24 protein-coding genes and 2 pseudogenes are annotated in these 24,280 nt (G+C 66.8%); 15 read left to right on the forward strand and 11 right to left on the reverse strand.

The features are described from left to right. Nucleotides 1-319: 319 nt before the first annotated feature. The gene (locus tag M5C96_RS20260) at nt 320-802 is read right to left on the reverse strand and encodes a hypothetical protein (RefSeq protein ID WP_272564945.1); all 483 of its coding nucleotides are present in this window, start codon (nt 800-802) and stop codon (nt 320-322) included. 459 nt (nt 803-1,261) lie between these two features. On the opposite strand from M5C96_RS20260, the gene M5C96_RS20265 reads away from it, so the two are divergent. Next, nucleotides 1,262-1,534: a helix-turn-helix domain-containing protein gene (locus M5C96_RS20265; protein ID WP_272564946.1), complete on the forward strand. Its 273-nt coding sequence runs from the start codon at nt 1,262-1,264 to the stop codon at nt 1,532-1,534. Between the two features lie 199 nt (nt 1,535-1,733). Here M5C96_RS20265 and M5C96_RS20270 read toward each other — a convergent pair whose 3' ends face one another. Then, a complete protein-coding gene (locus M5C96_RS20270; protein WP_272569790.1) occupies nt 1,734-2,447 on the reverse strand; it encodes an IS3 family transposase in 714 nt (237 codons plus the stop codon). On the opposite strand from M5C96_RS20270, the pseudogene M5C96_RS20275 reads away from it, so the two are divergent. Beyond that, nucleotides 2,403-2,513, forward strand: a pseudogene (locus M5C96_RS20275) (IS5/IS1182 family transposase); the annotation flags it as partial. The gene M5C96_RS20270 and the pseudogene M5C96_RS20275 sit on opposite strands and share 45 nt — an antisense overlap. Nucleotides 2,514-3,182: 669 nt before the next feature. Here the strand turns inward: M5C96_RS20275 and M5C96_RS20280 are convergent. Together M5C96_RS20280 and M5C96_RS20285 are read right to left on the reverse strand one after the other, a co-directional pair. Further along, nucleotides 3,183-3,620: a TIR domain-containing protein gene (locus M5C96_RS20280; protein WP_272564947.1), complete on the reverse strand. Its 438-nt coding sequence runs from the start codon at nt 3,618-3,620 to the stop codon at nt 3,183-3,185. Nucleotides 3,621-3,723: 103 nt separating this feature from the next. Continuing rightward, the gene (locus M5C96_RS20285) at nt 3,724-3,864 is read right to left on the reverse strand and encodes a hypothetical protein (RefSeq protein WP_272564949.1); all 141 of its coding nucleotides are present in this window, start codon (nt 3,862-3,864) and stop codon (nt 3,724-3,726) included. Nucleotides 3,865-3,943: 79 nt separating this feature from the next. On the opposite strand from M5C96_RS20285, the gene M5C96_RS20290 reads away from it, so the two are divergent. The 4 genes from M5C96_RS20290 to M5C96_RS20305 all read left to right on the forward strand — a co-directional run bounded on the left by M5C96_RS20290 (nt 3,944) and on the right by M5C96_RS20305 (nt 7,372). Continuing rightward, nucleotides 3,944-5,029 (forward strand): IS5 family transposase, encoded by a 1,086-nt coding sequence (locus M5C96_RS20290; RefSeq protein ID WP_272569564.1) that lies wholly within the window; start codon nt 3,944-3,946, stop codon nt 5,027-5,029. Between the two features lie 147 nt (nt 5,030-5,176). After that, entirely contained in the window at nt 5,177-5,470 is a 294-nt protein-coding gene (locus M5C96_RS20295) for a hypothetical protein (RefSeq protein ID WP_272564950.1), read from the forward strand. A 225-nt stretch (nt 5,471-5,695) separates the two neighbouring features. Further along, complete coding sequence (locus M5C96_RS20300; RefSeq protein ID WP_272564952.1) at nt 5,696-6,178, forward strand: hypothetical protein; 483 nt, start codon at nt 5,696-5,698, stop codon at nt 6,176-6,178. Between the two features lie 105 nt (nt 6,179-6,283). Further along, nucleotides 6,284-7,372 carry an IS630 family transposase gene (locus tag M5C96_RS20305; protein WP_272564207.1) on the forward strand — a complete coding sequence of 363 codons (1,089 nt, stop codon included), beginning with the start codon at nt 6,284-6,286 and terminating at the stop codon, nt 7,370-7,372. Between the two features lie 6 nt (nt 7,373-7,378). Here the strand turns inward: M5C96_RS20305 and M5C96_RS20310 are convergent, their stop codons facing one another. Next, the gene (locus M5C96_RS20310) at nt 7,379-8,191 is read right to left on the reverse strand and encodes an IS5 family transposase (RefSeq protein ID WP_272563729.1); all 813 of its coding nucleotides are present in this window, start codon (nt 8,189-8,191) and stop codon (nt 7,379-7,381) included. Between the two features lie 139 nt (nt 8,192-8,330). Here M5C96_RS20310 and M5C96_RS20315 point away from each other — a divergent pair, with 139 nt between their 5' ends. From M5C96_RS20315 to M5C96_RS20330, 4 genes are all read left to right on the forward strand, one after another. Then, complete coding sequence (locus tag M5C96_RS20315; RefSeq protein ID WP_272564954.1) at nt 8,331-9,512, forward strand: esterase-like activity of phytase family protein; 1,182 nt, start codon at nt 8,331-8,333, stop codon at nt 9,510-9,512. Next, nucleotides 9,509-10,369, forward strand: coding sequence for an AraC family transcriptional regulator (locus tag M5C96_RS20320; RefSeq protein WP_272564955.1), 861 nt, complete (start codon nt 9,509-9,511; stop codon nt 10,367-10,369). The genes M5C96_RS20315 and M5C96_RS20320 overlap by 4 nt, the downstream gene beginning before the upstream one ends. A 44-nt stretch (nt 10,370-10,413) precedes the next feature. Beyond that, on the forward strand, nt 10,414-10,845 hold the full coding sequence (locus M5C96_RS20325) for a cupin domain-containing protein (RefSeq protein ID WP_272564956.1): 432 nt from the start codon (nt 10,414-10,416) through the stop codon (nt 10,843-10,845). An 87-nt stretch (nt 10,846-10,932) separates the two neighbouring features. Next, a complete protein-coding gene (locus M5C96_RS20330) occupies nt 10,933-11,604 on the forward strand; it encodes a Smr/MutS family protein (protein WP_272564958.1) in 672 nt (223 codons plus the stop codon). A 105-nt stretch (nt 11,605-11,709) separates the two neighbouring features. Here M5C96_RS20330 and M5C96_RS20335 read toward each other — a convergent pair. The 5 genes and pseudogenes from M5C96_RS20335 to M5C96_RS20355 form a co-directional block, all read right to left on the reverse strand. Next, nucleotides 11,710-13,608: pseudogene (locus M5C96_RS20335) on the reverse strand (bifunctional 2',3'-cyclic-nucleotide 2'-phosphodiesterase/3'-nucleotidase); the annotation flags it as partial. A 132-nt stretch (nt 13,609-13,740) separates the two neighbouring features. Then, complete coding sequence (locus tag M5C96_RS20340; protein ID WP_272569564.1) at nt 13,741-14,826, reverse strand: IS5 family transposase; 1,086 nt, start codon at nt 14,824-14,826, stop codon at nt 13,741-13,743. Continuing rightward, nucleotides 14,826-15,056 carry a hypothetical protein gene (locus M5C96_RS20345; protein ID WP_272564959.1) on the reverse strand — a complete coding sequence of 77 codons (231 nt, stop codon included), beginning with the start codon at nt 15,054-15,056 and terminating at the stop codon, nt 14,826-14,828. Before M5C96_RS20345 ends, M5C96_RS20340 begins: the two co-directional genes overlap by 1 nt. Before the next feature lie 258 nt (nt 15,057-15,314). Next, nucleotides 15,315-15,725 (reverse strand): group II truncated hemoglobin, encoded by a 411-nt coding sequence (locus M5C96_RS20350; protein ID WP_272564961.1) that lies wholly within the window; start codon nt 15,723-15,725, stop codon nt 15,315-15,317. 24 nt (nt 15,726-15,749) lie between these two features. Then, on the reverse strand, nt 15,750-17,195 hold the full coding sequence (locus M5C96_RS20355; RefSeq protein WP_272569792.1) for an MFS transporter: 1,446 nt from the start codon (nt 17,193-17,195) through the stop codon (nt 15,750-15,752). A 265-nt stretch (nt 17,196-17,460) separates the two neighbouring features. Here M5C96_RS20355 and M5C96_RS20360 point away from each other — a divergent pair, with 265 nt between their 5' ends. The 5 genes from M5C96_RS20360 (at nt 17,461) to M5C96_RS20380 (ending at nt 21,680) form a co-directional block, all read left to right on the forward strand. Beyond that, nucleotides 17,461-18,360: a LysR family transcriptional regulator gene (locus tag M5C96_RS20360; protein ID WP_272564963.1), complete on the forward strand. Its 900-nt coding sequence runs from the start codon at nt 17,461-17,463 to the stop codon at nt 18,358-18,360. A 163-nt stretch (nt 18,361-18,523) separates the two neighbouring features. Further along, complete coding sequence (locus M5C96_RS20365; protein ID WP_272564964.1) at nt 18,524-19,351, forward strand: ABC transporter substrate-binding protein; 828 nt, start codon at nt 18,524-18,526, stop codon at nt 19,349-19,351. Nucleotides 19,352-19,504: 153 nt separating this feature from the next. After that, on the forward strand, nt 19,505-20,209 hold the full coding sequence (locus M5C96_RS20370) for an amino acid ABC transporter permease (protein WP_272564965.1): 705 nt from the start codon (nt 19,505-19,507) through the stop codon (nt 20,207-20,209). Nucleotides 20,210-20,226: 17 nt separating this feature from the next. Continuing rightward, the gene (locus tag M5C96_RS20375) at nt 20,227-20,940 is read left to right on the forward strand and encodes an amino acid ABC transporter permease (RefSeq protein ID WP_272564966.1); all 714 of its coding nucleotides are present in this window, start codon (nt 20,227-20,229) and stop codon (nt 20,938-20,940) included. Then, the gene (locus tag M5C96_RS20380) at nt 20,937-21,680 is read left to right on the forward strand and encodes an amino acid ABC transporter ATP-binding protein (protein ID WP_272564967.1); all 744 of its coding nucleotides are present in this window, start codon (nt 20,937-20,939) and stop codon (nt 21,678-21,680) included. Before M5C96_RS20375 ends, M5C96_RS20380 begins: the two co-directional genes overlap by 4 nt. A 37-nt stretch (nt 21,681-21,717) precedes the next feature. Here M5C96_RS20380 and M5C96_RS20385 read toward each other — a convergent pair whose 3' ends face one another. Then, nucleotides 21,718-24,240, reverse strand: a complete 2,523-nt coding sequence (locus tag M5C96_RS20385; protein ID WP_272564968.1) for an ABC transporter permease — start codon at nt 24,238-24,240, stop codon at nt 21,718-21,720. Nucleotides 24,241-24,280: the final 40 nt, after the last annotated feature.

Below are 24,280 nucleotides of genomic sequence, written 5' to 3' on the forward strand. Positions count from 1 at the left end.
TCAATGCATGAAGGCAAGTTTTTGCTGGATTGCAAGAGGCTATGGCCCCCCTGTGAACGCTCAAGAGCGGTCAAACAGGAGGCATCGAGACATGCGGCGACCCTCCGGTTTGACCAGGAGCCGCGGCTGTCAGGGCCGCAGCAGAGATGTGCTGAACAACACCCTGCGGTTCCGCCACCGCCCCTTGGACCAACAACGACGCCAGGGTCAACGCATGCGTCCAATGCTATCGAGCAGAAAGAGGTTCGAGGGCCGAATCGGGTGACAAAGGTGGCGGAAATGTTGCTCAAAATTCAAGCACCAGAGGGTCATGTGATGGTCAGCCGACGCAAAAGGTCCGGCAAGTTTCTACGTAGAAAATATCGGCGCATCGCGCCTGCTCGCAACCAACAACGATGCTGTAGCGCCCGGCGCTGTCGTCGCGCCAGACGGCCCAGATTTTTCCGGCGTAGACGAAGATTTTGACGAAGTCGAAATTGCTCGCTACGTCGGGATGCAGGTCGATGCGCACCCCAGCGCGCACCTTCGCATTCGTGCGGGGGTTCGTCAGTTGGTAGCCAGTGATCCGGAGGGTAACCACTTGGCCGTTGGCATTCTTGGTGCCGGCTGGGAAGCGTGATCTGACGGCCGCAATGGCCTCGGCTTCGGGCATGCCCAGACGCACGCCGAGCACCTCGTAGGTTGCGATGGCGTTGGTCCTGTCCTGGGGTTGTTGAGGGAGTTGCGTGTGTGAGGCACCGACCCAGGTCAAGGCTGCGGCTGCGACGGAACAAGCCAAGGAGCGACGTTTCTTGAGCTTCATGAGGTCAGAAATCTCGACGTACTGAAACGGATTTGGGCACAGGTGGCCCTCCTCCCTCTGTCGTCACAGTAGTTGCTCGAATGTCATGAACAGAACCGTTTACCTTCGGATCAAGGTCACGTTGAGCAGCTTCAGCGGCCAAATGCAGGACCACTTCTGGGTTCTCCGTCTTTGGCGAAGTTGACGCATCGCGGAGTAAGGAGGCCATGGAACTTGGCTGAGTGACACCTTCAGCCCTCGAACTTCCCCAATTTAGAAGCATGAGCGCCAACAGCGCGATGCGCGGTCCTCCGACTTTGAGATTCATATTTGTCCTCCACGAAATGCTATGAAATCCTTTGAGCCTCGCCAATTTACAAGCGACTATCCAGGCACAAATGATACCCATAGTCCGCGTACTTTTCAACCGCGTTCTCATAGACCGTGGCACTTTTGTCCTCATAAGGGGAGCATTGAGCCATGACAACTCCACCTCATGAGAAGAAGCAGAAGGCCGACGTACTTGTCGCCTTTGGAGAAGCGGTTAGGCAGCAGCGAAAAGCAAAAGGGCTCTCTCAGGAGGCATTCGCCGATCAATGCGGAATTGATCGGAGCTATATGGGCGGGGTCGAACGGGGCGAGCGCAATGTCGCGCTTCTCAATGTCGCCCGAATCGTGGAGTCACTAGAACTAGATTTCTCGGAACTCTTCAAAGCACTTGACCGTCCCCGACATGGAAAGAGGAAGGCTTGACGCGAGCATCCCCAGTGGCTAAGAGCCCTGCCCCAGGGGCTGTGCGAATGTATCTGACATCTCAGAATTCTCACTTCTGATAACTTGCAGTATCAGAAATGAAGACTAGCAACATGCATCAGAGAGCATGCAAACATGCCCGCTGAATCGCCCCGGGTTGAACTGCCCCCCAGAAGTTGGACGTTTGCCTTGCCGCCAATCAGGCGGTGTTTCTCAGTCGGTATTCCACCGGACTGAGCCCCTGCAGCCGGAGCTTGATGCGCTCGTGGTTGTAGTAGTGGACGTAATCATGCACGCCCGCTTCGAGCGCATCAATGCTATCGGGCCTTTCGAGATGGAAATACTCGGCTTTCAGGGTGCCCAAGAAGCTTTCAATCGCCGCGTTGTCGAAGCAGTTGCCCTTGCGGCTCATGCTTTGCTCGACTCCGCGTCGCACGAGCATCGCTCGGTAGGGCTGCATCTTGTAGTGCCAACCTTGGTCGGAATGCACGATCAGGCCTGCGACGCAATTGGTCCGCGATAGCGCGGCCTCAAGCATGCTGGAAACCATCTCGACGACCGGCCGCCTTGCCATGCGGTACGCGACGATCTCGCCGTTGTACAGGTCCATGCAGGCCGACAGGTAGAGCTTTTGGTCGCTTACATTGAACTCGGTGACATCGGTCGCCCATTTCTGGTTCGGCGCGGTCGCGCAGAAGTCGCGATGCAGAACGTTGGGTACGTGCGCATCGTTCGTTTCCGGGACATGCCAGGAGCGCTTCTTCGCCCGGATCAACGCACGTAGCCCCATCTTTTGCATCAGACGCTGCACGCACTTGTGGTTGACCTGTTGTGCCATTGAATTGCACAGCGTGGCGTGATCCGCCGGTATGAGAAGGTGCGCTACCGGGGACTGAGGAAGAATACGCTGCAGATCGTCACGCTGTTCGCGCTGGGCAACCTGTGGATGGCCAGGCACAAGCTGCTGGCAATGGGATAGGTGCATGTGTGACAAGCGTGAGGCCTGCAAATGGCACACCGCAGTGCCCAAAACCCGCACGATAAGAATGCGCTGGGTACCACAGATTGATGGCCGCGCCTCTAGCGACTTCAGATCGACTGAAACACCGGCCTAAACGATTCGTGCAGAACATCCCTAGACCACCCTGAAATACCTGGTCTACTTCAGCCAGTTCTGTCATTGAGGTCCAGCCATATCGCTCTTCTTCCCGAGCAAAATACTCCTGCGCACTCGTCCATGCCAGAAGGCTGTCGCCCCATGGCTGAAGAAAATTGCGTCTGCCATGGGCTGGGATGCTTGACGAGATGGTGTTGATAGTCAATGCGGAAATTCCGCGCCTTCAGGCTCGAGGCCGCTCTGAGCTAGATGGGCCAGCCTTCGCCATTCGCCATTCGCCATTCGCCATTCGCCATTCGCCATTCGCCTTGAGACCCTGCTGCATCCCGAGATTTGCGTCAACCGTCTGTGTCCAGTTCTACGGAATTCAAAAGTGTAAAAGTGATGGGCCTACCGCTTGAGGCTAGTTGCAGCAGTAAAAGGCGGATTCGTCTATTGGCAGCTATCGGCTATGAAGCGATAGTCGGCCGGAATGATGTGGCAGGCCAGAAGCTGCAGCTCATAACGGCAGCGCTACGTCAATCGACACGTTCAAATGCCGCCGAATAACCTCGTAAGGTTGGCCTGTGTCCAGGCCATGACCCTACCGCCCCCCTGCACGCGAGCGTAGCGGCCTACTCGGCTTCCGACCAATTGCACGATAGGCTTCCCTTCCGCCCGAGCCATAGCCACCTCGGCCAGCACACCGGGCGCCCTGTGCGTGTAGCGCCCCAGCAGTACGACGACAACGTCGCATCGACGGATCTCCATTAGCGCCGCTTCTTTCCAGCGCGGCTCAGGAGAAGCCTCTTTCAAGGAACCATCGACCACAGAGAACTGCAGGTTCTTTCGCTTAGTCTGTCCGATCAACAGATGCTTGAGTTGCTGATCGTTGTCAAAGTCGAAACTGACAAAAACGCGTGGTGGCCGCGTTCCGTCCGATTCGGCAAGCCAAGAGAAGAACTTGCTGGCGGCGGCGCCGGCGACCACACCACCGACTCCAGGCACCGCCAAGTGGCCCAAGGCAGCGCCTATGCCGTAGGTCCAGGCGTCCTTTGTGACGCCTTGAGAAGCGTGAGACGCGCAGTAGCTGCTACCAGTTGATGCTGGCCGCAAGCAGCGCTGATCTCTCTGGTTTTTGCCCTTGCAACGCGCCATCAGCGATCAGATCATCGGCCTGCGGCCTTTGCTGCGGCTTCGATCCATGACCCGATGTTGTTTCGGCCATCGTCATTGACCCAGTCGTAGGGGAACCTCTCAAAACCCATCCGGTCCCTTGTTGATCGAGAATGCGTGCTCCATCCTTTGCCATGATCACTCCCCGTAGCGCCCTGAAGTTCGACCTGTTCGCTGAGGCCTCGCGCCAACACAAGAGAGATGAGGTGGGCGATCCGCTGCAGGTGATCGCGCGGCACATCGACTTCGCAGAACTGGCCCGGCTGGTGGATGCCTTGATCGAACGCGGGGGTGGCCGCCGGGGCGGTCGGCCCGCCTACCCCACCGAGGTGATGGTGCGCATCCTGGTGTTGAAGCGGCTGTACAACCTGTCCGATGAGCAGATGGAGTATCAGTTGCTGGACCGGGGGAGCTACCAGCGGTTTTGCCTGTTGCAGGATGCGATGAACGTGCCGGACCGCAACACGATCTGGCGCTTTGGCGAGCGCCTTGGCGTGGGCGGGGCAACGGCCTTGTTCCAGGGGGTGGATGCCCAACTGCAGCGCCACGGCTACATCGCCCGGGGCGGGCAGGCCATTGATGCCACGCTGGTGCCCGCGCCCCGACAGCACATCGGCCAGCAGGAGCGGCGAACGCTGGCACAAGGCGGGCAGCCGGACTGGAGCCAAGCGCGACGCAGGCAAAAGGATGTGGAGGCCACGCACACGAAGAAGCACGGCAAAAGCCACTTCGGCTACAAGCTCAGCGTGAGCGTGGACCTCAAGCACGGCTTCATCCGCCGCCTCGCCACGGGCACGGCCAGCGAGCACGACGGGCACCACTTCGATGAGGTGCTGGACATGCACAACACCGGGCGGGCAGTGCATGCGGACAAAGCCTACCCGAGCCGCCAAAGGTGCCAGATGCTGAAAGTGCTGGGATTCGTGGATGCGATGCAGCGCCGTGCGCAGGCGGGCCGACCACAGAGCGAATGCCAGAAGGGGCGCAACCAGCGCATCGCAAAGAAACGAGCCAAGGTGGAGCACGTGTTCGCCGGTATCCGCCACCTGGGGGGCAAGTTCGTGCGCACCATCGGACAGGCGCGCGCCACGGTGGGGATGACGATGATGGCCGCCTGCTACAACATGAAGCGACTGGCCTGGTTCCTGCATCGGGGCGTGGATGCTTTCTTCAAGCCCGCCACTGGCAAGGCACAAGTGCGCCTGCAAACGGTGAAAGCCTGAGCCACCGGGCCTGCAAGGCCCCTCATGCACCCAGGCGCAGACCGTTGCTGGGCCTCATCACGCTCAAACGGCTACTGGCGCCCACTCCTCCCTATTCGGATTCGTCAAACATGGGGTTGTGAGAGGCTCCCCCTAGTGACTGCCATCGTGAATATCGAGAATCGCGCTCCCACTGTTCGAATCACGCCCGGGGTTTGGGTTGCGCCGTTTTGCGCGGCGTTCTCTCTGTTGGGAATCATCGTGGGATGCCTGCGAGCGGTTCCCGTGAGTGACCACGCGATCAAGCCTTTCGAACGCGCATTCCAGGCAGCAGTTTTAGGTGGATTCGTGGCCATGTTCCTAATCCCGGCCACCTCGGTCATCCAACGCTTTTACATGCCCGGCATCGGTTACTCGATGTGTTCGGAATTAGAGGGCCACCCCACCATGTGGGGTGCGTGACCCTGCTTGGTGCGTCAAAGGCAAGAGCCTGGACTGGGTGAACGAGCAAGCGCGCATAGCCCGTCATCCCGGCACGCCATAGAGGCGATCGCTGCAACATCCCGCCTTTTTGCTATTAATTAAATAGCGTCATGCCAGCATACTGATTGCGCTGGAGAACGATTCATGTCCGGTACACGACCACGCCGAAAGCGTGCGCGCGACGCGCGCACCATCGATCCAACCATGTTCGCCATTCAAAAACTCCGCAAGGGGTTGCTTGGGATCATTCCTCTTTTTTCGGCAGCAATTGCAGGCTGCTTCTGGATGACGACAGAAATCATGGTGCCGACCATCGTAGACATCACACACCGTGCGCCTGCAGTGCAAGTCGCACCGGGCATGATAGTGAGCCCGTTTTTAGCAGCGTTACTGATTCTGGGGATGGTCTTAGGCGGCATGCGCGCCATTCCCTTGAATGAACGCATCGTCAAACCGGTCGAACAAGCCATGATCATCGTGATGCTGGGCGCATTCGTTGGCTTGTGGCTGGTTCCCATCATGGGCATCGCCCAGCATTTCTTCATGCCCAGCCTGGGCTACCACCCCTGCAACATCCTGCGGGGCAACCCCAACAAGTGGTCCAACGACTGGGTACTCGACACGCAGTGGTGCGTCAAAGGCCAGACCATCGAATGGGTCAAGGAGCAGGCCTGCTCGGCCCGTTGACGACGCTCTTGCGCCCCGGTGCCGCCTAGTGGTGTGCACCAGAGATTCGCATGAACTTCTATGATGTGTTTCTGGCGGCTGTTTTTTGCAGCCCGGGAGCACATCATGGCCCGACCGCATGCCGTTGCTATCGAGTTGAGCGAAGCCGACCGAGCTGTGTTGCTCGGTTGGTCACGCCGTCGCAAGACCGCCCAGGCCTTGGCGCTGCGAGCACGCATCGTGCTGGCCTGTGCCGATTCAGCAGCGACCAACACGGCGATTGCCGAAGCCATGGGTTTGAGCCTGATGACGGTGTCGAAGTGGCGTCGGCGCTTTGCCCAGCATGGCATTGCCGGCCTCGACGATGCACCCCGCTCAGGCGCTCCGCGCACGATCCTGGACGAGCAGGTCGAGGCCGTGATCACCACGACGCTGGAGACCGTGCCAGAGAATGCCACCCATTGGTCCACCCGTACGCTCGCCGCTCATCTGGGACTGAGCCAGACCACCATCTCGCGCATCTGGCGTGCCTTTGCATTGGCGCCGCATCGCACCGAAGGCTTCAAGCTCTCCACCGACCCGTACTTCGTCGACAAGGTGCGTGACATCGTGGGGTTGTACTTGCATCCACCCGAGCGCGCTCTGGTGCTGTGCGTGGACGAGAAGCCCTCCATCCAGGCCCACAGTGATACCGCTCCGGCCATACCCATGCAACCGGGCCAGCCGGAGCGCCACACGCATGACTACCTGAGACACGGCACGACAGACCTCTTTGCCGCCCTCGATGTCAAGGCCGGCACGGTCATCGCCGAGGTCCACCGACGTCATCGCAGCGTGGAGTTCCGTCACTTCCTGCAGACCGTCGAACGTGCCACGCCCGCGGAGTTCGAACTGCATCTCGTGCTCGACAATGCCAGCACCCACAAGAGCCCGATCATCCAGCGCTGGCTGCTCAGGCATACGCGTGTGCACCTGCACTTTACGCCCACCTCGGCCTCTTGGATCAACCTGGTGGAATGCTGGTTCTCGATCCTCACGGCGCGTCGGCTCAAGCGCGGGAGATTCCCCTCGACCCGCGCCCTGGAGAACGCCATCCGCGCCTACGTGGCTACCAACAACGTCAATCCCAAGCCCTTCGTCTGGACCAAGACGGCCGATCAAATCCTTCAGTCCGTTGCAGAGTTCTGCATACGAACTTCCGGTTCACACCACTAGAGCGTGTTATGAACTTCCCGCCGCAGCTAGCCCCCGTGCAGCGGCGGGCAACATGAGCACTGCAAACACCAGAAAATGCAGCCCGCCGAGCACTTGCGGCAACCGCTCATAGTCCCGGGAGAGCCTGCGGAACCTCGCCAGCCAACCAAAGCTTCGCTCCACCACCCAGCGCCGCGGCAGCAGTACAAAGCCTTTCTTCGCCTCGGGCAGCTTCACGATCTGCAGATCGATGCCGTTGTCCTGCGCCGCCTTGGATGCCGCCTTACCCGTGTAGCCTTGGTCTGCCCAGGCCCGTTGCACCGTATGGCCAGTGGCCTGCTGCACGTCCTCGCACAACTGGTGCACCTGAGCGCGCTCTTGCTCGTCGGCCGGCGTGACATGTACCGCCAGGAGATGGCCCAGCGTGTCCACGGCCATGTGCACCTTGCTGCCTCGCTTGCGTTTGTAGCCGTCATAGCCTGCACGTGGGCCACTCTCGCAACTCGATTGCAGCGTTCGCCCGTCCATCACCACGGCGCTGGGCTGGCCCTGGCGCCCTTGGGCCACGCGGATGATGGAGCGCAGATCAGAGACCATGGCCTCGAAGCAGCCCGCATCCAGCCACCGCCGGCTCTGCTGGTAAACCGCTTCCCAGGGCGGCAGATCGTTGGGCAGCATCCGCCAGGGCGCTCCCGCGCGCACCAGCCAGCGCAGCGCGTTGAAGACTTCTCGCAGATCATGCTCGCGCTGGGGCGCGTGCTGGTCCATCAGGGTCAGGTAAGGCGCAGCGAAGCTCCATTCTTCATCGCTGACGTCTGTTGGGTAGGGCTTGCGGGGCATCTGCAAACTCTACCCTTGGCTTCGCTCTCACGGAGCAAAGTTCATAACACGCTCTAATCTGCGCGCCATGCCCGACACCCTTTTCAGACGACTGCCTCGCAGCCCACGGGGCTGGTGCGCCGCATGCGCCGCTTGCGCCATGGCCGCCGCGGCTGCGCTTGCCGCATGCACCGGCGCGCAGGGCCACCGGGTGCAAGACGCGGCTGCGCCTGCCGCGCTGCGCCTGATCGGCACCGCCGCCATCGCCCCCGGCACCGAGGTGCTGGGCACGACCTTCGGCGGCATCTCGGGCATCGACTACGACCCGGTGCAGGACCGCTGGCTGCTCATCAGCGACGACCGCTCGGCCCTGCAGCCGGCGCGCATCTACACCGCGACGCTGCGCTACACCGCCACGCACCTGGAGACCCCCGCGATCACCGGCACCGCACCGCTGCGCCAGGCCAGTGGCGCGCCCTACCCTTCGCCGCGGCAGGCCGCGCCCGATGTGGACGTGCCCGATGCCGAAGCGGTGCGCTGGCTGCCGGGCGGGCACACTTTTTTGTGGACCAGCGAGGGCGACTTCGCGCGTGGCTTCGGCCCGCAGTGGCGCGAACACCGGGCCGATGGCGCTTGGGTGCGCGAGCTGCCCTTGCCCACGGTGTTCGGGCGGGTGCCCGACTTCCGGCGCGGGCCGCGCGCCAATGCCACGCTGGAAGGACTGGCGCTGTCGCCGGACGGCCGAACGGCCTGGCTGGCCATGGAAACGGCCTGGGTCCAGGACGGCCCGCGTCCCACGCCCGAGGCCCCGGGCGGGCCGCTGCGCATCACGGCGATGGACGTGGCCAGTGGCCGGCCCCTGCGGCAGATCGCCTATGTGCCGGACGCGGTGCCGAGCGCACGGCGCATCCCGTGGGGACCACAGCTGAACGGCGTGAGCGAGGTGCTCGCCGACGGGCCGCACCACCTGCTGGTGCTGGAGCGCAGCTACAGCGCGGGTGCGGGTTTTTCCGCGCGGCTGTACCGCATCGACACGCGCGCGGGCAGCAACACGCTCGCGCTGGAGGCGCTGCAGACCGAAGGCGCGCGCAACCACACCGCCGTGCCCAAAGCCTTGGTGGCCGACCTGGACCAACTGGGCGCGGACCCGCTGGACAACCTGGAGGGCATGGCCTGGGGCCCGCCGCTGGCCGGGGGTGGGCGGGTGATCGTGTTCGTGAGCGACGACAACTTCAATCCCGCGCAGGCCACGCAGTTCATCGCGGCGGAGTACCGGGACGCGGCCGCGGTGCCGCCGCCCAATCCCGCGCCCGAGCCCGCGCCCGCGCGATCCGAGCCATGAGCGCCGACGGACTGCCCACGCGCCGGGACTGGGTCGTGCAGGCGGGCGACGGCGATCGCTTGCCGTGCATCGAGGCGTATTTCCAGGGCCACGGGTATGCGCCGCACCGGCACGACACGTATGCCCTGGGGCGCACGCTGGCGGGTGTGCAGAGTTTTCGCTACCAGCGCGCGGGCCGCCACAGCCTGCCGGGGCAGAGCATGGTTCTGCACCCCGATGAGCTGCACGACGGCCATGCCGGCACGGGCGAGGGCTTTCGCTACCGCATGGTGTACGTGCCGCCCGCGCTGCTGCAGCCCATGCTGGGCGGGCGGGCGCTGCCCTTCGTGGCCGGCGGCGTCAGCGACGACCCGCGGCTGGCAGCGCCCATCCAGGCGCTGCTGCACCGCATGGATGGGCCGCTCGATCCGCTGCAGGAGCAGGACGCGCTGTTCGACCTGGCCCAGGGCCTGTGCGCGGCGGCCGGCCAGCCCTCCCGCCGCGGGGTTTGCGATGCCGCCGCCGCCGAGCGCGCGCGTCAGTTCCTGCACGACCATGTGCGCGCGGCAACGCCGGTGACGCTGGCCGACCTGGAACGCGCCAGCGGCCAGGACCGCTGGCGCCTTTCGCGCGACTTCCGGGCGCTGTTCGGCACCAGCCCCTACCGCTACCTGACGCTGCGGCGCCTGGACCTGGCGCGCGCGCTCATGCGCCAGGGCCTGGGTGCGGCGCAGGCGGCCGATGCGGCGGGCTTTTTCGACCAGAGCCACATGACGCGGCGGTTCACCCAGGCGTTCGGGGTGCCGCCGGCCCGATGGCTGCGCATGCAGGCCGGCCCGGCCGATGCGTGCACGATCGTGCAAGACGCGGGGGCCTGAGTTGCCTAACCTGGGCGCTTTCCCTTCGACCAGAAAGCCCCCGCATGCCAAAAGCCACGACCCCCTCCACCGCCACCGCCCCCTTCACCGCCAACGTGCCATCGGCCCCCGCCAGCCACGCGGCGATCAACCTGGCGCACAAGTTCTCGCTGATCGATGCGCTCTGGCAACCCCGCGTGGTGGCCGAGATGAACGGCTACCAGTTCAAGCTGGCCCGCATCGACGGCGAGTTCATCTGGCACTGCCATGCGGATACCGACGAGGCGTTCTTCGTGGTGCAAGGCAGGTTGCGCATCGAACTGCGCGACGGCGACTTGGAGCTGAACGCCGGCGAGATGTTCGTGGTGCCCCGGGGCACCGAGCACCGGCCCTGCGCCTTGGGCGAGGTGTGGCTGATGCTGGTGGAGCCGCGCGGCGTGTTGAACACGGGCGACAGCGGGGGCGAGCGCACGGCGCCGAACGACCGCTGGGTGTGACCGGGGGCGGCGGGCAAGGCCCGCGGCGGTCCCGGGGCACTGCCCGCGCGTCGCAGGGGGCGGCCGCACTTGGGGTACAACCGGCGCATGAAAGCGAAGTCCTTCCAGGATCTGAAGCCGCTGCGCCAGGCCCTGGCGGAGGCGGCCGAGCGCGAGGCGCGGCTGCAGCGCGAGCGGCTGGAGGCCGCGCGCCGCGCGCGCGCCGAACTGATGCTGTTCGAGACCGCGGTGGGCCCGGTGCAGGCCCTGCGCGGGCAGCACGACCGGCGCTGGCACCGGGCCGCGCCGCCCGAGCCGTTGCCCGTGCAGCGCGCGCTGGACGAAGAGCGCGTGCTGATGGAATCGATCAGCGACGAGTTCGACGTGACGACCTTGCTGGACGTGGACGACCAGATGAGCTACCGCCGCAGCGGCATCGGCCCGGAGGTGACGCGCCGCCTGCGCGCGGGCCACTGGAGCATCCAGCGGCAGCTGGACCTGCACGGCCTGCGCACCGACGAGGCCCGCGAGGCCCTGGGCGAGTTCATCCGACTGGCGCACCGCACCGGCCTGCGCTGCGTGCGCGTGGTGCACGGCAAGGGCCTGGGCTCGCCCGGCAAGACGCCGGTGCTCAAGGGCCGCGTGCAGAGCTGGCTGGTGCAAAAGAAGGAGGTGCTGGCCTTCGTGCAGGCGCGCCCGGCCGAGGGCGGAGCGGGCGCGCTGGTGGTGCTGCTGCAGCCGGTGCTGCGGCGCAGCAGCCCCGGCCTGCCAACGCACTGATCGCCAAAAAGCCTGCCAGCACAATGGAATCGCCGGCATATTGCTATTGAAAACATAGCAATAGGGCAGGCAGCGGAGGTGTGCCTCGCCCTGCGCTGGCGTTTTCTACTTCGACAGGTCGAGCCGGTACTTGGAGGTGCCCTTGCCCGAGCCGTCGTCTGCCGCCAGCAGCGTGATGTTGGCCAGGCCCGCCGCCTGCGCCACGGGCAGCGCGTTGGCGCCGGAGCTGAACACGACCGGGCCGGCCGTGGCCACCTTGGTGAAGCGCCAGCTCTTGGCGGCGCCGTTGGCCGCGCGGGTGACGTTGGCGTTTCTGCGGATGTAGTCGATCACCACGTCGCGGTTGGCGTCCGGCGAGGCCCAGATGGTGCCCGAGCCGTCCAGCTTGTCGATGAAGCTCTTGCCACTGGTGGCGCGGTAGTTGTTGGTGGCGATCAGGAACTCCTGCGCCGCATTGATGGGCTGGCCCTTGTAGGTGAGGTTCCTGATGCGGCGGCCGGTGGGCTGCGTGACGTCGATCTCGTACTGCACGTCGGCCGTGGTGAACATGTCGAAGTTGTACCCGGGGAAGGTGCTGATGAGTGGCTGCTCGGCGGTCTTGGCCGGGTCGATCTGGTTGAAGCGCTTGGCAGCGGCCTCCAGCCAGCCCTGGATGTCGGCGCCGTTCACCTTCACCGCGTACACGGTGTTGGGGTAGAGGTACAGGTCGGCGGCGTTGTATATCGCCAGCGGCCCGGTGGCCACGTCGGTGTAGTCGGTTCCGCCCTGGAAGCCCGACTTGAACGGCGCGCTCACCGACAGCACGGGCAGTTGCGCGTACTGCGGCAGGTTGGCGGCCACGTAGGCGGCCACGTAGTCGCGCTGGGCCTGGTTCACGATCTGGATCGCGCCGGGGTCGCCCACGTCGGCGAACAGCGTGCTCATGCGGAAGTCGGTGCTGCCGATGGGCGTCTTCACATAGGCGATGGCGGCCTGGTGCTGCTTCTCCACCAGCGGGGCGACGGTGGGGTCGGCGTCCACGTACACGGTGGCGCCCGAGGCGTTCTTGCCCTGGATGTTGCGCAGCTCGCTCCGGGTGGCGGCCTTGTCCACGGCCCAGGCCGTGCCGTCCCATTTCAGGGCGAGCTGGATCACGCCCAGCGCCTTGCCCCAGGAGCTGGCCATTACGGCGGGCACGCCGTTGATGGTGCCGGCCTTGTTGTCCACGCCCGCCTGCGAATAGGCCGGCGTGGCGGCGGTGTCGGGGAACACGCTGTGCTGGTGGCCCATGACCATGGCGTCGATACCCGCCACCTTGGACAGGTACAGGCCGGGGTTCTCCATGGTGGCCGAGTAGGCGCCCGCATCGAGCCCGCCGTGCAGCAGCGCCACGACGACGTCGGCGCCCTTGGCGCGCAGCTCGGGCACGTACTTCTGCGCGGCCTCGACGGCGCCTTCCGTGTACACCTTGCCGTCCAGGTAGCGCTTGTCCCAGTTCATGATGCCGGGCGTGGTGAAGCCGATCACGCCCACCTTGATGGGCAGCTTGATCTCGTTGCCGTCCGCCCCCTTGGAGACCAGCGTGCGCTCCAAGATCGTGTAGGGCTGCACCAGCGGCTTCTTGGTCTTGCTGCTGTACACGTTGGCCAGCACGGCGGGGTAGCCGGCGCCGGCGCATTTTTGCGCGGCATCGACGCCATCGACCTCCATGCCGCCGCCCAGCACCTGGTTGAGGAAAGGCAGGCCATAGTTGAATTCGTGGTTGCCCAGCGTGCCGGCATCGAAGCCCAGGGCGCCCATGGCCTTGTACATGGACAGCTGCTGCGTGCAGGGGATGGCCTTGACCACCGCCTCGTAGTCGGCCAGCGCCGTGCCCTGGATGGTGTCGCCGTTGTCGACCAGCAGCGTGTTGGCGAACTCCTTGCGCGCCTGGCGCACCAGCGTGGCGGTGCGCTCGAAGCCGTAGCTCTTGTCTTCGGCGAGCTTGAAGTAGTCGTAGCTGCGCACGTTGAAGTGCAGGTCAGTCGGGAGCCTCTCACAACCCCATGTTTGACGAATCCGAATAGGGAGGAGTGGGCGCCAGTAGCCGTTTGAGCGTGATGAGGCCCAGCAACGGTCTGCGCCTGGGTGCATGAGGGGCCTTGCAGGCCCGGTGGCTCAGGCTTTCACCGTTTGCAGGCGCACTTGTGCCTTGCCAGTGGCGGGCTTGAAGAAAGCATCCACGCCCCGATGCAGGAACCAGGCCAGTCGCTTCATGTTGTAGCAGGCGGCCATCATCGTCATCCCCACCGTGGCGCGCGCCTGTCCGATGGTGCGCACGAACTTGCCCCCCAGGTGGCGGATACCGGCGAACACGTGCTCCACCTTGGCTCGTTTCTTTGCGATGCGCTGGTTGCGCCCCTTCTGGCATTCGCTCTGTGGTCGGCCCGCCTGCGCACGGCGCTGCATCGCATCCACGAATCCCAGCACTTTCAGCATCTGGCACCTTTGGCGGCTCGGGTAGGCTTTGTCCGCATGCACTGCCCGCCCGGTGTTGTGCATGTCCAGCACCTCATCGAAGTGGTGCCCGTCGTGCTCGCTGGCCGTGCCCGTGGCGAGGCGGCGGATGAAGCCGTGCTTGAGGTCCACGCTCACGCTGAGCTTGTAGCCGAAGTGGCTTTTGCCGTGCTTCTTCGTGTGCGTGGCCTCCACATCCTTTTGCCTGCGTCGCGCTTGGCTCCAGTCCGGCTGCCCGCCTTGTGCCAGCGTTCGCCGCTCCTGCTGGCCGATGTGCTGTCGGGGCGCGGGCACCAGCGTGGCATCAATGGCCTGCCCGCCCCGGGCGATGTAGCCGTGGCGCTGCAGTTGGGCATCCACCCCCTGGAACAAGGCCGTTGCCCCGCCCACGCCAAGGCGCTCGCCAAAGCGCCAGATCGTGTTGCGGTCCGGCACGTTCATCGCATCCTGCAACAGGCAAAACCGCTGGTAGCTCCCCCGGTCCAGCAACTGATACTCCATCTGCTCATCGGACAGGTTGTACAGCCGCTTCAACACCAGGATGCGCACCATCACCTCGGTGGGGTAGGCGGGCCGACCGCCCCGGCGGCCACCCCCGCGTTCGATCAAGGCATCCACCAGCCGGGCCAGTTCTGCGAAGTCGATGTGCCGCGCGATCACCTGCAGCGGATCGCCCACCTCATCTCTCTTGTGTTGGCGCGAGGCCTCAGCGAACAGGTCGAACTTCAGGGCGCTACGGGGAGTGATCATGGCAAAGGATGGAGCACGCATTCTCGATCAACAAGGGACCGGATGGGTTTTGAGAGGTTCCCAGTCGTCTCCAGCACGGCCAGCGTGGCGGTGGCGCCGGCGTGGTTGTCGCCGTCGCTGCCACCGCAGGCGGCCAGCAGGGAGGCGGCCGCGATCGCGGTGAAGGCAGCAAGGGCAGTCCGGCGGGTGGCCGGCGGGAGGTCTTGGCGTGGGAGGGTATCCAGCATGCAATGGCCTGGGGGTTGGGTAAAGGCGAGAGTGTCATGGCGCCGTTTGACACTGTCGTGACGCGCCACCGGCCTGCGCCGATGCGCCGCGCCCCCGCTTGGCCCGCGCGCTTCAGCCCGCGGCCGTGCCCCCCTACGCAACCGCCGCCGCCAGGTCCGGCCCGGCAGGAAGGTGCCGAGCCATATGGCCCACCAGACCAAGCGATACTAGGGCATATTGCTATAAAAAACATAGCAAACCACAACAACCCGGTGGCATCACCCGCCGCGGTTGCGCATCCAGTCGGCCGTGCCCATGAAGCTCTCGCGCAGGCGCGTTCGCAGTTCGGCGGGTACGCCGGTCTCGCCCATGGCCTGGTCCATGCACGCGACCCATTGGTCGCGTTCCTTGATGCCGATGGAGAACGGCAGGTGCCGCGCGCGCAGGCGCGGGTGGCCGAAGCGGCTCTGGTAATGGTCGGGCCCGCCGAGCCAGCCGCACAGGAACCAGAACAGCTTGTCGCGCGCGTCGGCCAGGGTGCTGCCGTGCGCGGCGCGCAGTTCGGCGTAGCCGGGTTCCAGGTCCATGAGGTCATAGAAGCGGTCCACGAGCGTGCGGACCTTCTCCTCGCCGCCGATCCATTCGAAGGGCGTGGTGGCGGGAGCGGGCGGGGATTCGGGTGGAGACATGTCGGCGGGCGGCGGGTTGCAGGGCTAGCCCTCGATTGTAGAAAGCGCCTGCCCGCGCGAGCCGCCCGCCCGCAGGCAGGCGAACACCGCCACCGCCGTGAACACGGTCACCCCGGCCAGCACGCGAAGCAAGGCGGCGAAGGCGTGGCCGTAGCCCTGCAGCAGCTGGGCCTGCGAGAGCTGGGGCAGCAGCACCCGGGCGTGGGGCAGGTCCCCCGCCACCAGCGATTGCGCGGCGCGCGCCGCATCGGCCGCCGGCACCTGCGGCCACTGCGAGGCCAGCAGGGCCGCGAACCCGGCGCTCACCAGGGCCAGCGCCAGTCCCTCGCCGGCCACGCGCACGGTGTTGAAGATGCCGGTGGCCATGCCCGCGCGCTCGGGCGGCACCACGCTCACGGCCAGCCCGTCCATCAGCCCCCAGGGCAGGCCGATGCCCACGCCGATCAGCACCAGGGGCCAAACCAGCGCCGCCACCGGCGAGCCCGGCGCGCAACCGCTCAGCCACCACAACCCCGCCGCGCACAGGGCAAGGCCCCCGGCGGACAGCGCCGCCGCCGACAACCAGCGCGCGAGCCACCCCGCCATCAGCGGCACGCACAGCATGGCCGCCGACAGGGCCAGCATCAGCTGCCCCGCCGCCATCGCGCCCAGGCCCTCGATGCCGATGAAGCGCACCGGCAGCAGCACCAGCAGCACCACATAGGCATAGGCCGGAGCCGCCGCCAGCAGTTGCACGCCCACGAAGCGCGGGTAGCGGAACAGCGACAGGTCCAGCATGGGGTGCCGCACGCGGCGCTCTGCGCGCACGAAGGCCAGGGCCATGGCCGCGGCGCCCGCCAGCGCCGCCACCACGGGCAGGCTGGCCCAGCCGCTTCCGGGTGCCTGCAGTACGCCCAGCGTCAGCAGGGCCAGCGCCGCCGTGAAGCGGACCGCGCCTGGCCAGTCCACGCCGGCCGCGCCCGGATCGCGCGAATCCTGCAGGAACCGCGCACCGGCCGCGCCCGCGGCCAGCGCCACCCCGGCCACACTGAGCGCCACGGCCCGCCAGCCGCCGTGCCCCAGCAGCCACCCGGCCAGCAGGGGCCCGAAGGCCAGCCCCACGCCGAAGGCCGTGCCGACCCAACTGAAGGCCCGCGCACGCGCCGGACCCTGCACGGCCTGCGCCAGGGCCGACGTGCCCCCGGCCAGCGCCGCCGCGGCGCCCACGCCCTGCAGCACGCGCCACAGGTTGAAGGCCACGATGCCGCCGGCGCATGCCAGCCCCAGCGCGCTGAGCGCCACCACGCCGACCCCGCACAGGAACACCCGCTTGCGCCCCCAGGCATCGGCCAGCGCGCCGCAGGCCATCAGCGTGGCGCCGAAGCCCAGCATGAACGCGTTGGTGACCCAGGCCAGCTGCACCGGGCTGCCGCCCAATGCATCGCGCAACGCGGGCAGGGCCACGGCCGGGCCGGTGAAGCTCAAGGGCATGGCCAGCGCGGCCAGGCACACGGCCAGGAGTTGAAGGGACGCGGGGCGCGCAGGCCCCGTGGCGTGCGCAGGGGTGGGGGCGTGGGCAGGGGACATGGCGGGGACAGCGGCTTTCAGGGGGTGGACGAGGGTGCCGGTGGCTTCAGGACACCCGCACGCACCAACGATAAAAGCGATGCAATGTGATGAAAATAGACCCTAGCATCCCCAGACTGCCAACCCTGGGTTGGCAATCCGATCCCATCCACCCCACTGCCACCCCACTATGGACAGCTTCAGCGGACTCGAATCGTTTGTGCGCGCAGCCGATCTGTCGAGCTTTGCGCAGGCCGGGCGCGCGCTCGGCATCTCAGCCTCGGCCGTGGGCAAGAACATCGCGCGGCTGGAGCAGCAGCTCGGCCTGCGGCTGTTCCAGCGCACCACGCGCCAGGTGCGCCTCACGCAGGAGGGCGCGCTCTTTCACGAGCGCTGCCGCCGCATCCTGGACGAGCTGCAGGACGCCCGCGCGATGATGCAGGCGGCCGCGCAGGCCCCGCGCGGGCGCCTGCGGGTGAGCCTGCCAGTCATCGGCTACCGCTTTCTGCTGCCGGTGCTGCCCGAGTTCAAGGCCCTCTACCCCGACGTGGAGCTGGAGCTGGACTTCAACGACCGCCTGGTGGACGTGGTGGAGGAAGGCCTGGACGTGGTCATCCGCAGCGGCGATCTGCCCGACTCGGGCCTGGTCGCGCGCCGGCTGGGGCCGTTTCGCTTCGTGCTGGTGGCCTCGCCGCAGTACCTGGCGCGGCGCGGCACGCCGCAGGTGCCGGCCGATCTGGCGCAGCACGCCTGTCTGATCTTTCGCTTTCCCAGCGGCGGCAAGCTGCACGACTGGGTGCTGCCCGGCCTGCCGCAGCCGCTGCCCACCGAGCTGGTGTGCAACAACATGGAGGCCATGCGCGGTGCCGCCATCGCCGGCATGGGCGTGGCGTACATGCCCGACTTCCTGGCCCGGGATGCCATCGAGCGGGGCGAACTGCGGCAGGTGCTGGCCACGCACCTGGTGCACACCGGGCAGTTCTCGGCCCTGTGGCCGTCGAGCCGGCAGCTGTCGCCCAAGGTGCGGGCGTTCGTGGACTTCATCGGCGAGCGGCTGTTCCAGGCGGCGCCCGCACCCGCGCCGGATTGACCCCGGGCGCCGCGCATCCCCAGGCGCGCCGGGCTGCCGCACTGAAGCCGCCGCCGAGCCAAGCGCGTTCGGCGAGTTTGATTATGAAAAAAGCGACGTTCCTCTCTGCCCGTGGCAGGCATAGCCTTCGGGCTTCATCCATCGGAGAGAGAGAACGAACACCATGCGCATCCGCTTCATCGCATCCCTGGTCGCCGCCGCGTTCGCCGTATCGGGCATGGCCCACGCCGACCAGCTGGCCGACATCAAGAAAAAGGGCGAGTTGGTCGTCGGCGTGCTGGGCACCGACGAACCCAACAGCTTCATCGACCCCAAGACGCGCGAGCTGATCGGCTACGACATCGACCTGGGCAAGGCGATCGCCAGGAAGATCGGCGTCAAGCCCGTGTTCAAGCAACTGGCCGTGGCCGCGCGCACTCCCGAACTGCAGCAGGGCCACGTGGACATCCTGGCCGCATCGCTCACCCACAACAAGGAACGCGAGGCGCAGATCGATTTCTCGCTGACCACCTTCGTCACCGGCCAGAAGGTGCTGGTCAAGAAGGCCAGCGGCATCAAAGACGTGGCGGACCTGGCCGGCAAGCGTGTGGTGACGGTCAAGGGCGGCACGCAGGAGCCCAACGTGCGCAAGGCCGTGCCCACCGTGGAGGTGGTGACGTTCGAGACGACGCAGCAGGCGTTCCTCGCACTGCAGCAAGGCAAGGGCGTGGGCTACGTGAACGACGAGTCCTCGCTGATCGACGACTTCGGCAAGCTGGGCGAGCGCAACAAGGACTACGCCATCCTGCCCACCAACCTGAGCGTGGAGCCGCTGGCGCTGGGCATCAAGAAGGGCGAGACCGCCGTGAAATCCATTGTGGACGACACGCTGCGCGAGCTGGAGAAATCCGGCGAGGCCGAGAAGATCTTCTTCAAGTGGTACGGCCCCGGCACCAAGATCCAATTCACCACCCGCCCCTTCAAGTTCGAATCGGACAAGATCGACGGCTGAGGGACGCACCCATGGTGGCATGGCCGCCGGGGGCAGCACACAGGCGGCAGGCATGCCATTGGCGCATGCGGGCCGCCCTGTGGCAGGCACCCCGGTGGCGAGCCGCCGCGCCCGCATGCCCCGCGTGCGGCGTTTTCCGAATGACTGGCATGCATGCCTTTGTTTGACTACTCCTTGCTGCTGAGCGGCAAGTACCACCTCATGATGGTGGGCGGCCTGCTGCTGTCGCTGCAGCTGCTGGCCGTCTCGCTGGTGCTGGCCCTGCCCCTGCCCCTGGCCCTGGTCGTGGCGCTCCTGCGCCTGGCGCCGGTGGCGCCCCTGCGCTGGGCCGGCTTCGCCTTCGTGGAGGGCATGCGCAACGTGCCGTTGCTGGCGCACATGCTGTTCTGGTACTTCGGCGCGCCCGAGCTGCTGCCCGAGGCCGCGAAGCAGTGGCTGTACGACAGCGGCCATGCCGAGGCGGCCGCGGCCGTCGTCGCGCTTTCGCTGTACACCGCGGCCTTCATGGCCGAGGACATCCGCAGCGGCATCCGCGCGGTGCCCACGGTGCAGATGGAGGCAGGGCGCGCACTCGGCCTCGGGTTCCTTGCCACCATGCGGCGCGTGGTGCTGCCGCAGGCGCTGCGCGTGACCGTGCCGCCGCTCATCTCGCAGGCACTGAACCTCTGGAAGAACACCTCCATCGCCACCGTGATCGGCGTGGCCGAACTCATGTACCAGGCGGCCAAGGTGGAAAGCGCCACGTTCCGCAGCATCGAGGCGTTCGCCTTCGCGAGCGCCGCCTACCTCACGGTGTCGCTGCTCATCACGGGCCTGGCGAGCTGGTACCACCATCGCTACCCCGTGCGGACGGTCTGAACCTTCCCCCAAAAAGCATGCGCGAACTCTTCGACACCTACTGGCTGTACTTTCTCGTCGGCCAGTACCCCAATGGCCCGCTGGGCGGCCTGGCGCTCACGCTGCTGCTGGCGGCGGGCGCCCTGTTGCTGGCGCTGCCGCTGGGCGTGCTGTTCGGCCTGGCGCGCGTGAGCCCGTGGCGCTCGGTGCGCTGGCCGGTGACGGCCGTCGTCTTCGTGGTGCGCGGCACGCCGCTGCTGATGGTGGTGTTCTGGGCCTATTTCTTCCTGCCCAGCGTGACGGGGGTGAAGACCGACCAGTTCACCACCATGCTGGTCGCGCTCGTGGTGTTCAACGCGGCCTACCTGGCCGAGATCGTGCGCGCCGGCATCCGGGGCCTGCCGCGCGGGCAGATGGAATGCGCCCGCGCCCTGGGCCTGTCGTACCCCCGCGCCATGCGCCGGGTGGTGCTGCCGCAGGCGCTGCGCAACATGCTGCCTTCGCTGGTGAACCAGTTCGTCGTCACCATCAAGGAGACCTCGCTGGGCTACATCATCGGGCTCACGGAGGTGGCCTTCATCGCCACGCAGATCAACACCCAGGTCTTCATCCGGCCGGCCGAAGTGTTCGGCATCCTGGGCCTGACCTACTTCGTGCTGTGCTTCGGCCTGTCGCGCCTGGCCTACGCGCTGGAGCGCCGGCTGGCGCGGCGCGCGGCCTCCTCCTCTTCTTCCGGACTCCGAACGACATGATCGAACTGCACGGCGTGAACAAGTGGTACGGCAGCTACCACGCCCTGGTGGACGTGACCGAAACCATCGCCCAGGGCGAGGTGGTGGTGGTGTGCGGGCCCTCGGGCTCGGGCAAATCCACGCTGATCCGCACGCTCAACCGGCTCGAACCCATCCAGGGCGGGCGCATCCTGATCGGCGGGCAGCCCATCCACGGGCCGGGCGTGGACGTGAACGCACTGCGCTCGCGCATCGGCTTCGTGTTCCAGCAGTTCAACCTGTTTCCGCACCTGTCGGTGCTGCACAACTGCACGCTGGCGCCCATCCAGTTGCGTGGCCTGTCGCGCCAGGCGGCCGAGCAGCGGGCCCTGGCCCTGCTGGACCGCGTGGGCCTGGCGCACAAGGCGCAGGCCTGGCCCAGCGAACTGTCGGGCGGCCAGCAGCAGCGCGTGGCCATCGCCCGCGCCCTGGCCATGGAGCCGCCGCTCATGCTGTTCGACGAGCCCACCAGCGCGCTGGACCCCGAGATGGTGGGCGAGGTGCTGGTAGCCATGCGCGACCTGGCCGAGGGCGGCATGACCATGGTCTGCGTAACGCACGAGATGGGCTTTGCCCGCGAGGTGGCCGACCGCGTGCTCTTCATGGACGAAGGCCGCGTGCTGGAGCGCGCCACGCCGGCCGACTTCTTCGGCCGCCCGCAGCACCCGCGAGCGCAGCAGTTCCTGTCGGATATCCTCACGCCGTTCGCGCGGGCGGCATAGCGGCGCCGCTGCGCTGCGCTGCTCAGGCTCTCTTGCGCTACTCCGCCGCGCGGCGCAGCGTCTCCACCACCGGGCGGCGCAGCACATCGCGCAGGCCCCACCAGCCCGCGGCCAGCGCCAGCACGGCCCCGGCCAGTGCGCCGATGATCGGCACCCACGGCGTGGCCGTCCAGGCGAAGTCGAACACGTAGCGCGCCAGCGCCCACCCCACCGCCACCGCCACCACGCTGGCGAGAAAGCCCGCCAGCAGCCCCACGCCGGCCAGTTCGGCCCGCTGCACCTGGCGCAGCAGGCTGGCGCGCGCGCCCACGGCCCGCATGATGGCGAACTCGCGCGCCCGCTCCTCGCGCGTGGCCGTCACGGCGGCGAACAGCACCACCAGCCCCGCGGCCAGCGTGAAGCCGAAGAGGAACTCCACCGCGCGGATCACCTGCGCGAGCACGCCCTGCACCTGGGCCAGCGTGGCGCTCATGTCCACGTTGGTAATGTTGGGAAACGCCCGCACCAGCGTGTTGTCGAAGCCCGGCGTGGCCGGCGCGCGGTACGCCGCCAAGTAGGTCACCGGCAGCTCGGGCGGCAGCTGGCCCACCGTGTACATCACGAAGAAGTTGGCGCGCAGCGAGCCCCAGTCCACCTTGCGCAGGCTGGTGATGCGCGCCTCGCTCATCACCCCGCCGATGTCGAAGCGCAGCGTGTCGCCGAGTTTGAGGCCCAGCGTCTCGGCGATGCCGTCCTCGACGCTCACCGCATCCTTCTCGCCCGGCGTCCAGCGGCCGGCCACCACGGGGTTGTGGGTGGGCGCCTGCTCGGCGTTCGACAGGTTGAACTCGCGGTCCACCAGGCGCTTGGCGCGGTCGTCGGTGTAGTCGGCCGGGCCCACCTCGCGCCCGTTGATGGCCACCAGCCGGCCGCGGATCATGGGGTACCAGTCGTACTGCGCCACGCCGCCGTCGCGCAGCGCTTTCTGAAAAGCCTCCGACTGGTCGGGCATGACGTTGATCACGAAGCGGTTGGGCGCATCGGCCGGGGTGGAGCGCTGCCAGCTTTCGACAAGGTCGGTGCGCAGCAGCACGAGCAGCACCAGCGCGAGCAGCCCCACCGCGAGGCTGCTGACCTGCACCACCGCATACACCGGCCGGGCCGAGATCTGCCGCGTGGCCAGCACCAGCCAGCGCGGGGCCGTGGCCTCGTTCACGCTGCGGCGCAGCAGCTTCACCGCGCCCCAGGCCAGTCCGGCAAACAGCAGCACCGCCCCCGCGAAACCGCCCACGGCGATCAGTCCCAGCTTCAGGTCGCTGCTGACCGCCAGCAGCAGCGCGGCGAACCCGGCCACGCCCACGCCCAGCACCGCCAGCGAGGCGGGTTTCAGGCCGCCCAGGTCGCGCCGGATCACGCGCAGCGGCGGCACCTGCGACAGCTGCAGCACCGGCGGCAGCCCGAAGGCGAACATCAGCGTGAGGCCCATCCCGAGGCCGAACGCCACCGGCCACAGGCTGGGCGCGGGCAGCGCCGTTTCCACCAGCCCCGCCAGCAACAGCACGAACACGTGGTGCACGGCGTAGCCCAGCAGCACGCCCAGTGCGCTGGCAAAGAGCCCGATCAGCGCGAACTCGACCACGTAACCGCCCGCGATGGTGCGCTGGCTCTGGCCCAGCACGCGCAGCAGCGCGGCGGCATCGAGGTGCTCGTTGGCAAAGCCGCGCGCCGCCAGCGCCACGGCCACCGCCGACAGCAGCGCCGCGAGCAGCGCCACGAGGTTGAGGAATTTCTGCGCCCGGTCCAGCGTCTGGCGCATCTCGGGGCGGCCGCTGTCCAGCGATTCCACGCGCACACCGTGTACCTCGGGGGCCTTCACCGCCTCGGCCGCCCAGTCGCCGAACTGCTTGACCGCCCGCGCCTCGCCCGCCACGGCGAAGCGGTAGGTGAGCCGGCTGGCCGGCTGCACCAGCCCGGTGGCGGGCAGGTCCAGCGCATTGACCATGACGCGCGGCGCAAAGCTCATGAAGCCCGCGCCCCGGTCGGGCTCGATGGCGATGATGCGGGCAATGCGCAACTGCGCGTCGCCCAGCAGCAGCGAATCGCCCATCTGCAGGCCCAGCGAGCCCAGCACCGGCGCATCCACCCACACCTCGCCAGGCGCCGGAATGTCGCGTGTGGCCCGCGCGGGTGCGCCGGCCGCATCCGCCACCTGCAGGCTGCCACGCAGCGGGTAGCCCGGCTCCACGCTTTTGAGCGCCACCAGCCGGCTGGCGCCGCCCTGCGCATCGCTCGCGCGGCCCATGGTGGGAAAGCCCAGCGTCGTCACCGTGGACAGGCCTGCAGCCTTCGCCCGTTCGACAAACGCCGCCGGCGTGGGGTTATCGCTGGCCACCACCACATCGCCGCCCAGCAGCTGCAGCGCATCGCGCTGCAACCCGCCCTGCAGCCGATCAGCAAAGAACCCCACCGAAGTAAGGGCCGCCACGGCCAGCGTGACCGCCACGATGAGAAGGCGCAATTCGCCAGCCCGCAGATCGCGCCACAACGTGCGCCAGCCAATTCGGAAGAAGGACAGATTCATGGGGAGCGACGTTAGCGCAAATGGGTTGGGCTTCGGGTGG

Origin of the sequence: Acidovorax sp. GBBC 1281, from assembly GCF_028473645.1 — a bacterium.
In the GTDB taxonomy this organism is placed as follows: Bacteria; Pseudomonadota; Gammaproteobacteria; order Burkholderiales; family Burkholderiaceae_C; genus Paracidovorax.